Below are 12,209 nucleotides of genomic sequence, written 5' to 3'. Positions count from 1 at the left end.
TTTCGGGTTGGCGCCGGCCGCGTGTGGCCGGGCGTTGCAGGTCGGGCACTTGATCGTCGGCACTGCGGTTCGGCCGCGGTGCCCGGGCGGGCGTCGTGCGCCCACGTCGCCGCCGATTGTAGCGGCGTCCCCGGATTCCCCCGGGCAGGCGCGGGGCATTTTCGAACGCGTTCGCGCAGGGCGAATGCGGGTTTGCTTGCCGACGCCCCACCTACAGCGGTTTCGCCCCCAACTCCTTGGCCAGCAGCTCCATCACGACTTCTTTCTGATCGCGATGGTCCAACTGCCCCGGGGTGCGGGCGGCGTCGAGGAGCTCGCGTTCTTCGTCGTCGAGGCCGTCCTCGCCGATCGCCGGCGTGCCGGGTGCGGAAGGCGCCGATGCCGGAGTCGATGCAGATGCCGGAGTCGATGCCGACGCCGGCGGCGGTGCGGTCTGCCCCACCTGCTGGTTCTGTCGGCCGCCGAACTGACCGCCCTGCTGCTGATTCTGCTGCCGCCCACCGGGACCGCGCTGGCTGCCGGGACCACCCTGACCACCGCCGAAGCTCGGCGGCGCGCCATATCCGCCGTCGTCGGGGTAGTCGCCGAAGTCGGGTTCGGGCGGCGGGGGAACGTCGTCGTAGGGCTCCGGCGGAAGCGGGATGTCATCGCGGCGCTTCACCACGCCCTGCGATCCCGGCGCGGGCGGCGGCGGAACGTACTTCTTCTTGGCGCCGTCGGCCGGCTGCTCGTGACTTTGAGCGGCGTTGCGAGCGGCGGCGAGAGCATCCGAAACGCCGGGCGCGCCCGGTTGAGCATCGGCGCTACCGGGCCGACCATTGCCACCACCGGGCTGACCGTGGCCGCCACCTTGCTGTCCGCCCGCCGGTCCGCCCGGTCCACCGTCGCCCCCGGCGTTTCGCTGCGCGGCCTCTTGGGCGCGGCGGCGTTCCTCGAGGATGCGTCGGTAAGCGGGAACCGGACGCCCCGCATCGGCCTGCGGTTCCGGCGACGCGGGCTGCTGCGCGGTCTCGGCGGCCTGCTCGCGGGCCTGCTCCTGCTGCCGTTCACGGTCGTCGACGCGCTGCTCGGCCTCGGCCGGGGACATCTCCGCGACGGAGTCCTCGCCGTCGGGTGCCGAATGCCCGCCCGTCATCCCCGCAGGTGAATGCCCCTCGTTGGATTCGCCAACGGTTGGCTGGCGCCGATCATATTCGTTTCCCGCGGATTCCGAAGCGGCCTCGGCCCCCTGGGCGGGGCGGGACTCTGCGGCGGGTTTTGCACCCTCCGAACCCTCGGCGGCGGGCGCCTGATGCTGGCGCGCCCGGGCACCCGAACGCTCCCCTCCACCGCGCGGCGACGTGCCGACGACGCACCGCACCTCCACCTCGATGCCCTCCACACGCTGCACGGCGGCGCCGAGCGCGGCGGCGTTCGCGGGATCGTTGAGGCGGTTGGCCAGCGCGCCGGTGTGGTGGCCGATGGTCAGCACGCCGCCCTCGAGCGCGACGGGCACGGCCTGTGCCGCCATGACGCGCACGGGGATATTGTCCTCGCCCGCGTACTCGACGACCTGCGACCACGTTTCGCGCAGGGACTTCAGGTGATCGCTTGACGACGCCTCGCCCACACCCACATCGCCCTGCCCCTCCTGGGGCTCCGGCTGGGGCTGAGAAGTCTGCTCGACCGGCGCGGGCTGAGACTGCTCGTGTGCGGACTGTTCGGTCGGCGCGTGTTCTGCGGCCTGCGGCTGCTCCGGCTGCTGCGGCGCGACGGAACCCGCCTCGCCCTCGGCGGCGCGGGTCGCGGCCTCGCGCTCCTGGGCCAGGCGCGCACGTTCGGCGCGCTCATGTTCGCGGGCCTGCTCCTGCATGCGGCGGGAAATCTCGCGCATTTCGCGAGCCTTGCGAGCCTGCTCCTCCTGGTCGGGGGTCTCCGGCGCACCGGCCTGCTGCGGCTCGGGCTGCGGCGGCTGCTGAACCGGCTGCTCTTGCTCGGGCTGCGCCTGCTGTTCCGGCTGTGCCGGCTGCTCAGGCTGCTGCTGAACCGGCGGCTGAGTGGGAGTCGGCGCGGGAGTCTGCGGCGCCTGCTGCGACTGCTGGGGCTGCTGAACCGGCTGCTGCGGCTGAGAAGGCTGAGCAGCCTGGGGATTCTGGCCCTGCATCTTCATCCGCGCGCGCTGCAGCGGCGACAGGTTGGAATCATCGGCGCCGCCGAATCCACCGGCATCCCCGCCACCGCCGGCGGGAGCGGCCTGCTGCTGGGATCGCTGCGGGGCCGGCGCCTGATTCTGGCCATGCTGCGGCTGCGACTGGGCATGCGGCGCGGCCTGACCCGGCTGCGCCTGCTGCTGAGCACCAGCACCAGCACCAGTAGCGGCAACACCGCCACCCGCACCGACGCCACCGCGCTCCAGCGCCTCGATGCGCTGGATCAGCGACTCCACCGACTGCTCGGAGGCCGGCAGCAGCATCCGCGCGCACAGCACCTCGAGCAACAGCCGCGGCGACGTCGCACCGGACATGTCCGGCAACCCCCGCTGCAGCACGTCGGCGAACCGCGTCAACGTCCCCGTGGGCACCGACGTCGCCTGCTCCCGCATCGCATCCACGCGATCCTCGGGAGCGTCGACCAGCCCCTCCTCCATCGCATTCGGCACCGCCGCGATGACCAGCAGATCACGCACGCGGCCGAGCAAATCTTCCGCGAACCTCTTCGGATCCTGGCCCGACCGCACCACGCGATCCACGCACCCGAACAGGGCCGCGCGATCGGCGGATGCGAGGGCCGCCAGGGCGTCGTCAAGCAACGACTGATCCGTCACGCCCAGCAGGCCCGCCGCCAACTCGTACGACACGCCCTCCGGACCCGCGCCCGCCAGCAACTGGTCCATCACCGACAGCGAATCGCGCGGCGACCCACCGCCCGCGCGCACGACCAGCGGATACACGTCATCGTTGACGTGCACGTGCTCCTCGCCGACGATCCGCTCCAGCAGCCCGCGCATCAGATTCGGCGGCAGCAGGCGGAACGGATAGTGGTGGGTGCGGGACCGGATGGTGGTCAGCACCTTCTCCGGCTCCGTCGTCGCGAAAATGAAGATCAGGTGCTCCGGCGGCTCTTCGACGATCTTCAACAGCGCATTGAAGCCCTGGTTGGTGACCATGTGCGCCTCATCGATGATGAAGATCCGGTACCTCGACTCCGCCGGCGCGTACATCGCCTTGTCGCGCAGATCGCGCATGTCGTCGACGCTGTTGTGCGACGCCGCATCCAGCTCCACCACGTCAAGGTTGCCCGGCCCGCCCGGGCCCAGCGCCACGCACGAATCGCACTTCCCGCACGGCGTCGCCGTCGGCCCCTCCACGCAATTGAGGCTGCGCGCCAAAATGCGCGCCGACGACGTCTTGCCGCAGCCGCGCGGACCCGAGAACAGGTACGCATGGTTGATCCTGTCCGGGGTCCCGTCCGCGCCACGCGATTCCAGGGCCGCGGACAGGGGGTCGGTCACGTGCCGCTGCCCCACGACCTCGGCAAACGTCGCTGGACGATACTTCCTGTACAGAGCCACGCGCCCAGCCTACCGGCCGCTCCGGACCTCGGATGGGCCGCGTTCGAATCCGGCTCCTACTTGACGACGGACCGGCGTCCCAGGTCCCGCAGGTCCGCATCCGCGGCGGCCAGCATCTGCATCAGCGACTCGACGCCGTGGGCGTCGGCATGCGCGTATTCGTCGTCGGTGACGGGCACCAGCTGCGTCACCGTGGTCAGGCGGGAGCCGCCGGACACGGCGTCGGGGAAACCGCCGGTGTCCTCATGGAGGGAGATCTTGCCGGGCTCCTCGGTGATGGTCGGCACCCCGTCCGGCCAGACGTACGGCACGACGCAAAGAAGGTGCGGCGTCGTGACGTCCGACTCGTCGAAGCCCTCGCCGAGCCCCACGCGGACGGCGTCCGGGATCACCGACCCCGGCGTCGGCCGCGCGGCCTCCGGGTCATCGGCGACCAGCGCCGCGGCACCCGCGACGATGCGGGCCATCGCGGAGTCGTCGCCGGCGGAATCCGGGACGGGCACCGAATCGGGGTAGGCGACCAGGAACATCTCGACGCGGACGTCATCGCCCGCCGGAGTGCGCAGCGACAGATCCACGCGCCCGAAATTCACGGTGAACGCGGCGATCTCGCGGCGCGGAGCATCGGCCGCTCCACCGGAATCAGCGCCATCGGAGTCGGCACCACCGGCACCGGCTCCTCCGTCAACGACGCCACCGCCAACGACGCCCCCACCATCGATCACGCCATCGGCGGCCGCGCCCTCGACGACGTCGGGGACGGCCTCGGCGTCCGCCGGGACGTCGTAAAGCGAAAACTCGGCGACCTTGACCGGGATGCCCGGCCGCGACTTCGCGCGGCGCCGACCCGGCAACCGTGCCTGGCGCACGGCGATGCGCACCGCCCCCGGAAACAGGCGGCGCGCCCAAAAAGCGGTCTCACGTAAATCCACGGATCTCCCGCTAGCGCGCCGAGAACTGCTCGGCGGCGGCCAACAGCACGCAGGTGGCCACGCCGTCCATCGCCGCCTCGAGCTCCTCGATCGGCGGCAGCGACGGCGCCAGGCGGATGTTGCGGTCGTTCGGGTCATCCTTCAGCGGGAACGACGAACCCGAACCGGTCAGCGCGATGCCGGCCTCCTTGGCCAGCTCGATCACGCGGCGCGCCGTGCCGTCGACGACGTCCAGCGAGATGAAGTAGCCGCCTTTCGGGGTCGTCCACTCGGCGACGCCGTACTCGCCGAGGCGCTTCTCCAGCAGCTCCAGCACCCGATCGAACTTCGGGGCCAGCGACTCCTTGTGGCGCAGCATCTGCGCGCGCACGCCATCGGCGTCGCCGAAGAACTTCAGGTGCGCCAGCTGATTGACCTTGTTCGGGCCGATGCCGCGGATCGACGCGTGGGACACGTAGTCGGCGATGTTGGCCTCCGACGACGCGAAGAACGCCACGCCCGCGCCCGCGAACGTGATCTTCGACGTCGACGCGAACTCCCACACGCGGTTGCCGTGGCCGGCCTCCTCGGCCCACGCGACGACGGGGTGGTTCACCGGGAACTCGTCGGTCAACGTGTGCACCATGTAGGCGTTGTCCCAGATGATGCGGAAATCCGGGGCGGCCGTGGGCATTTCCACCAGACGACGGCACACCTCCTCCGAGTACGTGACGCCCGTCGGGTTGGAGAACACCGGCACGTTCCACATGCCCTTGATCTGCGGATCCGCCGCGACCAGGCGCTCGACCATGTCCATGTCCGGGCCGTCCTCGTTCAGCGGCACGGGGATCATCTCGAAGCCGAAGTGCTCCGAGATGGAGAAGTGGCGGTCGTAGCCCGGCACCGGGCACAGCCACTTGAGCACCGGCTCCTCGTTCCACGGGCGCTCCGAATCGACGGTGCCGAACTGCATCGCCCAGCTGATCAGGTCGAACTGGATGTTCAGGCTCGACGCGTCGCCCGCGATGACGTTGTCCACCGGCAGGCCCAGCAGACCGGCCCACAGCTCGCGGATGCCCGTGATGCCCTTCAGGTTGCCGTAATTGCGGGTGTCCTCGCCCGACTCCGTCTTGTAATCCGGCGCCGGCAGGCCCAGCAGCGGATTGGCGAAGTCCAGCTGTTCCGCCGACGGCTTGCCGCGGGTGAGGTCGAGCTTCAGGCCCTTGGCCTTCAGGTCGGCGTACTCCTTCGCGAAATCATCCTTGAGCTGCGACAGCTCGTGGGAATCGTACGCATCCAGCTTCATGGCAGGCTTCCTTCGTCATCGACGGCGCCGATCGGGCCGCCCGGGATGACGGCCACCGTGGATCGGTGCAGTTGTCAAGCACAAAGAATAGAGCACAACGCCGTGACGGTGCAGAGCGGCGTCCGCGCGTGCCCGGCCTTTCCCGCCCGCTTCACGACGGCCCCTCCCCCGCACGCGAAAATCGACGCCCCGGACGGGCCGTCGTCAAGCAAAACCCCCGAAAAAATAAGGGGACCCCACGCACCCGCCAGAGCCCGCTGACCCTTGCTGCATTCCTGCCCTGGGGGAGTTCACGAGATGGACGCCGCGTGGGGTCCGGAACACACCTTAACCCAGCCGGGGCGACCGACGCCAACCCCGCGGGCACCATGGACGAAGAGCCTGCGCATAATGCCAATCGCGTAATTTTCAGGGGCGCCGGCGGCGGCCGCCGGACATATTGACAGGGCCGGAGCCTGAGCAGAAACTAAGAGGCTATGAACTCCCGTTTCTTGCGCCCCATGCGCACCACGCGCCTCGCCACTCGCTTCCGCAACTCCGTGAATTCGGTGAAGGCGGCGAAGGCCCCCGTCATCGCCCTCACCGCCGCAGCGGCCTGCGCGGCGGGCATGATCGCGACTGCCCCGACCGTGGCGGCCCAGCCGAGCGGCAAGGACCTCGTCGTCTTCGGCGACTCCTTCACCGCCAACCCGACGCTGCCGCCCAACCACATCATCGCCGGCACCGGCCCGACCAGCGGCTCGCGCGTGCCGGTGCCCGGTGCCGGCGGATGTCCTCAGGACGCGGAGAACTGGTCGCGCGTGGCGGCGGGGATCCTCGACGTGTCCATGGCGGACTACTCGTGCAACGGCCTGGGCCGCGTTCCGCGCACCGACCTGATCAACACCGTCGTCGACGCCACGAACAAGGGCGACCTCGGCCCGACCACCCGCAAGGTCGTGCTCATGTACGGCGGCCTCGACGTGCTGCAGTGGGTCGACACCGGCACGCACGTCCTCGGCGTCGCCGGCAGCCTGCCCAGCGGCTACCAGGCGACCATCACCGACGCCCGCGACCGCATCCGCGACGCCGCCCCCAACGCCGAGATCGTCATGGCGGGCTACCCGGAACTCGGCGACGGCGACAACCTCTGCGTCATCAACACCACGCCGAACGTCCCCGCGCCGATCACCGTGCCGGGCGCCGGCGGCATCGAAATGGCCCTGCAGTCCAGCATCCGCACCGCCGCCGACGTCAACGGCCTGCGCTTCATCGACATGAAGGCGCTCACCCGCGGCCACGGCACCTGCGCGGCGCCCGATTCGCAGCGCTACGTCTCCGGCATCTTCGACACCACCAGCGACCACAACATGAAGCTCCACCCGACGCTGGAGGGTTCGCGCGCCATGGGCCGCATCATGGCCGACCAGCTGCGCTGACCCGCGGCTTGGCCACGGCGGGGCCACGGCGGGGCCACGGCGGGGCCGGTCCTTCACTAGATTCGGTGGGGATCGCCCCGCCACGTCGAAGGGAGGCGCCATGACGGTCCCCGGCCATGATCCAGAGCCCGTCGGCGCTGCCGACGCTCCGGGCGCTCCGGGCCTCGCATCGGGTGCGACTCGTGTCCCCCGCCCCGTGGGAATTCCCAAGTGGTGGGATGAGCACCAAGTCGCGCTGTATCTCGCGGCGATCGCGGTCGGCGCGACGGTCGGTTTCGGCGCCGAGGCCGCCGGCTGGGCCGGATTGCCCGCCGTACTGGCGTGGTGGGTCACCCCGACCCTGGCGCTGTTGCTGTTCGCCACGTTCCTGTCCGTGCCGATGATCCGCATCGGACTGGCGTTCCGCGACATCCGCTTCGGGGCGGCGATCGTGGGCGTCAATTTCTTCGTCATCCCGTGGATCGTCTTCGTGCTGTCCCGGTTCGTGGTCGATGACCGGGGCCTGCTCATCGGCGTGCTGTTGGTGCTTCTCGCGCCGTGCATCGATTACGTCATCCCGTTCACGGGCCTGGCCGGCGGCGCCCGTGCGCGTTTGCTCGCGGCGACGCCGCTGCTGCTGGCCCTGCAGATGGTGTTTCTGCCCGTGTATTTGCTCATGTTCGTCGGGCCGGGCCGCCTTTTCGCCGGCGAGGCGCTGGATGGCTTCCTCGACCCCGGCCCGTTCATCGCCGCGTTCGCGTTCCTGATCGTGGTGCCGCTCGCCGCGGCTGCGGTCGTGCAGGCGGTCGGTGGTCGCGCGGATTCGCTTGACGACGCCCCGACGCTCCCCGCAACCGCCCCTCAGCGGGCGGCGCGCGGCGTGGAGCGCGTCATGGCGGCCGCGATGGTGCCCTTGCTGATGGCGACGTTGGCGCTGGTGATCGCTTCCCAGATCGCCGAAGTCGGTTCCGAGTTCGGACGGCTCGCCCGCCTGGTGCCCATCTACGCGGTGTTCGTGCCGCTGGCCCTGCTGTTCGGCGTGCTCACGGCCCGCCTGGCGCGCCTCGACGTCCCGGCCACCCGGGCCGTGGGTTTTTCGGCGGTGACGCGCAATTCGCTGGTGGTGCTGCCGTTGGCGCTGGCTCTTCCGGAAGGGCTGGAAATCGCCGCGCTGGCCGTCGTCACGCAGACGATGGTGGAACTGGTGGCGATGGTGATCCTGGTGAAGCTGGTGCCCAGGCTCATCGGCGAGCGCGCCACCGCCGACTAACGACGGCGGCCGAATGGGGATCGGCCGAGCCAAGCGCGGCTGAGGCGCGGCCAAATCGCGGTACGGGCATGCGAAAACCCCCTGGTCAGAAGACCAGGGGGTTCTCTTTGGCGGAGGATAGGGGATTTGAACCCCTGAGGGATTGCTCCCAACTCGCGTTCCAGGCGAGCGCCATAGGCCGCTAGGCGAATCCTCCGCGTCGAAGATTACCCAAGGGGTCCAGTTTCCACAAAATCCCTGGTCATCCCGGCGGGACCTTCGACGCCTGCGCCCGGCGCGCTACTTGGCCAGGCGGCGGATGGCGTCGGAGGCTTCCTCGAGTTTCACGTCGAGCTCGTCGCCGCCGTCCTGCGCGGCGGAAACGACGCAGTGGCGGAGGTGATCGTCGAGCAGCGCCAGCGACACCGACTTCAGCGCGGAATTCAGCGCCGAGATCTGGGTGAGGATGTCGATGCAGTACTTCTCGTCGTCGATCATCCGCTGCACGCCGCGGACCTGGCCCTCGATGCGCTTGAGTCGCGCAAGGTAGCGCTTCTTGTCGCTGATGTAGCCGTGATGCGAGCAACCGCAGGATCCGTCGGCACATCCGCCCGGGCTGGTTTCCGCCCCGGCCTCGGTCAAAGGCAGCTCGTGGCGGACATCGCCACCGTCGAGGTCCTGGAGATCGTTGCGCATTTACGCCACCGCCTTCGCATTGTCGGAACGGTCGGGACCGTCGGAACGGTCGGAATTGTCGGAACCGTCGGAATGGTCGGCGCGGCCCGCGGAGTCGTTGACGCCGGTGGCCTTGCTGCGGAAGCCCTTCAACCGGAGGCTGTTGGACACCACGAACACCGACGAGAACGCCATCGCCGCGCCCGCCAGCATCGGGTTGAGCAGCCCCAGCGCGGCCAGCGGGATCGCCGCCACGTTGTAGGCGAACGCCCAGAACAGGTTGCCCTTGATGGTGCCCAGCGTCCGCCGGGCCAAGCGCACGGCATCGACGGCGGCCATCAGATCGCCGCGCACCAGGGTGATGTCGGCGGCCTCGATGGCGGCGTCGGTGCCCGTGCCCATGGCCAGACCCAGGTCGGCCTGCGCCAGCGCGGCGGCATCGTTGACGCCGTCGCCGACCATGGCCACGACCCGGCCCTCCGCCTGCAGCGCCTTGACCACGTCGACCTTGTCGGCCGGCATGACCTCGGCCCGGACATCGTCGATGCCCACTTCATCCGCGACATGCTTCGCGACGACCGCGTTGTCGCCCGTCAGCAGCACCGGTTCCAAACCGAGCGCCCGCAGTTCGGCGATCGCCGCCGCCGAGGTCGGCTTCACCTGGTCCGAGACGACCAGCACGCCGCGCGCCCGGCCATCCCAGGCGACCGTCACGGCGGTGCGGCCCGCGTTGACGGCGTCGTCGAATCGCTCGGCGAGGTCGTCCGGCAGCTCGCCGAGATTGCGGCCGACCGTCACCTCGACGCCGTCGACGCTGGCCCGGACGCCCTGGCCCGGGAGGTTGACGAAGTCGCCGACCGCCGGCAGTTCACCGACGTCCGCCTTCGCACCGTCCGCGATGGCGCGGGCGATGGGATGCTCCGACGCCGATTCCACGGCCCCGGCCCGGCGCAACAGCTCGTCCCGGTCGACGCCCTCGCCGGCCCAGACCTCCGCCAGCGCCATGTCGCCGCTGGTGACGGTGCCGGTCTTGTCCAGCACCACGGTGTCGATGCGCCGCGTGGACTCCAGCACCTCGGGGCCCTTGAGCAGCACGCCCATCTGCGCGCCGCGGCCGGTGCCCACCAGCAGCGCCGTCGGCGTCGCCAGACCCAGCGCACACGGGCACGCGATGATCAGCACGGCCACCGCCGCAGTGAACGCCGCCGACACGGGGAAGCCCGCGCCGAGCCATCCGCCCAGCGTCGCCACGGCGATGGCGATGACGATGGGCACGAACACGCCGGAAATCCGGTCCGCCAGGCGCTGGACCTCGGCCTTGCCGGACTGCGCGTCCTCGACCATCTTCGCCATCTGCGCCAGCTGCGTGTCGGATCCGACGCGGGTGGCTTCGATGACCAGCCGGCCCGACGCGTTGACCGTCGCCCCGGTGACCTCGTCGCCCGGCGCGACCTCGACCGGCACGGACTCGCCGGTCAGCATCGATTCGTCGACCGCCGATTTGCCGTCGACCACCAGGCCGTCGGTGGCGATCTTCTCGCCGGGCCGCACCACGAAACGGTCCCCGACCTTCAGCTGCGACGCCGGAATCAGTTGCTCGGTGCCGTCGGAAAGCAGACGCACGTCCTTGGCGCCCAGGTCGAGCATGGCCCGCAGGGCGTCGCCGGCGCGGCGCTTGGACCGCTTCTCGAAGTACCGGCCGCCCAACACGAACATGATCACGCCCGCGGCGACCTCGAGGTAGATGTTGGCGGCGCCGTCGGTCGGCGCGACGGACAACGTGAACTCGTGCTTGAGCCCCGGCGTGCCCGCCGTACCCAGGAACAGGGCGTAGAGCGACCACAGGAAAGCCGCCAGGGTGCCGACGGTGATCAGCGTGTCCATGGTCGCCTCGCCGTGCCGCAGGTTCTTCCACGTCGCGCGGTGGAACGGCCACCCGGCCCACACCACCACCGGCGCGGTCAGCGTGAGCACCAGCCACTGCCAGTTGGTGAACTGCAGCGCCGGGAACATGGAAATGGCGATGACCGGCACGGACAGCGCCACGGAGCCGATCACCCGGTTGCGCAGGGCCTCCAGCTCGCGGTCGGCGGGCGTGTCCGCGTCCTCGCTTGACGACGCCCCGGCGCCCGCACCGTCCTCCGCCTTCGGCTTCGGCAGCGTGGCCCCGTAACCGGCGGCGTCGACGGTGTCGAGCAGCAGCTGCGGGTCGTAGCCATCCGGCGCCGTGACATGGGCGCGTTCCGTGGCGTAGTTGACCGACGCGGTGACGCCATCGAGCTTGTTGAGCTTGCGCTCGATGCGGTTGGCGCACGACGCGCAGGTCATGCCCGTGATGTCGAGGTCGACCTCGAGACCCGGGACGGCGAACCCCTGCGCCGGCGCGGAGGAGTTCTTCTCCCCGGAAGCGCCGGACGAGGCGGTGGCCCGGTCGCGGGTGTCGGCGGGTGTCGACATGATCATTCCTTCTTTCCTGTGAATCAGTGCCCGTGGACGTTCGTCGACGCGGAATCCATCCACGCCTGCACCACCCCGTCGGGGACGAAGATCCCCGCGAGGAAGTACGCCGCGACGAACACCACGGCGAGGATCAGCGCATATGCGCCGAGCCGGACGGCGGGGTTCACGCGCCCGCCGGGCGAGCCTCGTACCCGGCCTCCTCGACCGCGGCGATGACCTTGGCCTGGTCGATGGACTCGTCGGACACCACGGTCATCGCGTCGTTCGCGCGATCGACCTCGACGGCGGTGACGCCGGGAACCTCCGAGACCTCCTCCTTGACGGACGCCTCGCAGTGGCCGCAGGTCATGCCGGTGACGGTGTAGTTCGTCTTGATGCTCATGGTGATGCTCCTCGTCGTCGGCCGCGGATCCGCGGTCATGTGGTCGATGGCCGCCAGTCGACGGCCCTCGTGTTGCTTACATGGCCGACGTTATACCCATAGGGGGTATGACGCAAGGCCTTTTTAGCATCACCCACATACCCACCCGGGGTATGCGCCGCTTTACGACGTTCCCACCGCGCAACGAGGGTGCCGGCACCGTCGCAAAGCCCGGGTTTTTGCTTGTAAACTGCACTTTTGAATGTCATTACCTCTGCTTTGGCTGAAATCGGCATTACT

The 12,209-nt window shown here is 69.9% G+C and carries 10 protein-coding genes, 1 tRNA gene and 1 other RNA gene; 2 read left to right on the top strand and 10 right to left on the bottom strand.

Translation table 11 applies throughout. From position 1 onward, the window contains the following. Window positions 1-211: 211 nt before the first annotated feature. From GX015_RS00575 to ffs, 4 genes are all read right to left on the bottom strand, one after another. Window positions 212-3,550 (bottom strand): DNA polymerase III subunit gamma and tau, encoded by a 3,339-nt coding sequence (locus tag GX015_RS00575; protein WP_291341990.1) that lies wholly within the window; start codon window positions 3,548-3,550, stop codon window positions 212-214. Window positions 3,551-3,606: 56 nt separating this feature from the next. Beyond that, complete coding sequence (locus GX015_RS00570; protein ID WP_291341988.1) at window positions 3,607-4,482, bottom strand: suppressor of fused domain protein; 876 nt, start codon at window positions 4,480-4,482, stop codon at window positions 3,607-3,609. A 10-nt stretch (window positions 4,483-4,492) separates the two neighbouring features. Beyond that, window positions 4,493-5,767: an aminotransferase class I/II-fold pyridoxal phosphate-dependent enzyme gene (locus GX015_RS00565; protein ID WP_291341986.1), complete on the bottom strand. Its 1,275-nt coding sequence runs from the start codon at window positions 5,765-5,767 to the stop codon at window positions 4,493-4,495. A gap of 224 nt (window positions 5,768-5,991) precedes the next feature. After that, an RNA gene (ffs, locus tag GX015_RS00560) (signal recognition particle sRNA small type) lies at window positions 5,992-6,088 on the bottom strand. 155 nt (window positions 6,089-6,243) lie between these two features. On the opposite strand from ffs, the gene GX015_RS00555 reads away from it, so the two are divergent. Together GX015_RS00555 and GX015_RS00550 are read left to right on the top strand one after the other, a co-directional pair. Further along, entirely contained in the window at window positions 6,244-7,185 is a 942-nt protein-coding gene (locus tag GX015_RS00555) for a GDSL-type esterase/lipase family protein (RefSeq protein WP_291341984.1), read from the top strand. 196 nt (window positions 7,186-7,381) lie between these two features. Then, entirely contained in the window at window positions 7,382-8,434 is a 1,053-nt protein-coding gene (locus GX015_RS00550; RefSeq protein ID WP_366926208.1) for an arsenic resistance protein, read from the top strand. Between the two features lie 108 nt (window positions 8,435-8,542). On the opposite strand, the gene GX015_RS00545 is transcribed toward GX015_RS00550, so the two are convergent. From GX015_RS00545 to GX015_RS00520, 6 genes are all read right to left on the bottom strand, one after another. Then, window positions 8,543-8,630: transfer RNA gene (locus GX015_RS00545), tRNA-Ser, on the bottom strand. 83 nt (window positions 8,631-8,713) lie between these two features. Further along, window positions 8,714-9,055, bottom strand: a complete 342-nt coding sequence (locus GX015_RS00540) for a metal-sensitive transcriptional regulator (RefSeq protein WP_291341993.1) — start codon at window positions 9,053-9,055, stop codon at window positions 8,714-8,716. Window positions 9,056-9,109: 54 nt separating this feature from the next. Then, entirely contained in the window at window positions 9,110-11,545 is a 2,436-nt protein-coding gene (locus tag GX015_RS00535; RefSeq protein ID WP_366926207.1) for a heavy metal translocating P-type ATPase, read from the bottom strand. 23 nt (window positions 11,546-11,568) lie between these two features. Continuing rightward, complete coding sequence (locus GX015_RS00530) at window positions 11,569-11,715, bottom strand: hypothetical protein (protein WP_156425059.1); 147 nt, start codon at window positions 11,713-11,715, stop codon at window positions 11,569-11,571. Next, entirely contained in the window at window positions 11,712-11,930 is a 219-nt protein-coding gene (locus GX015_RS00525; RefSeq protein ID WP_046650096.1) for a heavy metal-associated domain-containing protein, read from the bottom strand. The genes GX015_RS00530 and GX015_RS00525 overlap by 4 nt, the downstream gene beginning before the upstream one ends. A gap of 35 nt (window positions 11,931-11,965) precedes the next feature. Then, the coding region (locus tag GX015_RS00520) for a hypothetical protein (RefSeq protein ID WP_291341982.1) at window positions 11,966-12,209 on the bottom strand (244 nt) is incomplete at its 5' end.

Origin of the sequence: Corynebacterium sp. (assembly GCF_012837295.1) — a bacterium.
GTDB lineage: Bacteria > Actinomycetota > Actinomycetes > Mycobacteriales > Mycobacteriaceae > Corynebacterium.
The sequence above is the reverse complement of the archived record's forward strand: the minus strand, read 5'-3'. Positions and strand labels throughout refer to the sequence as shown.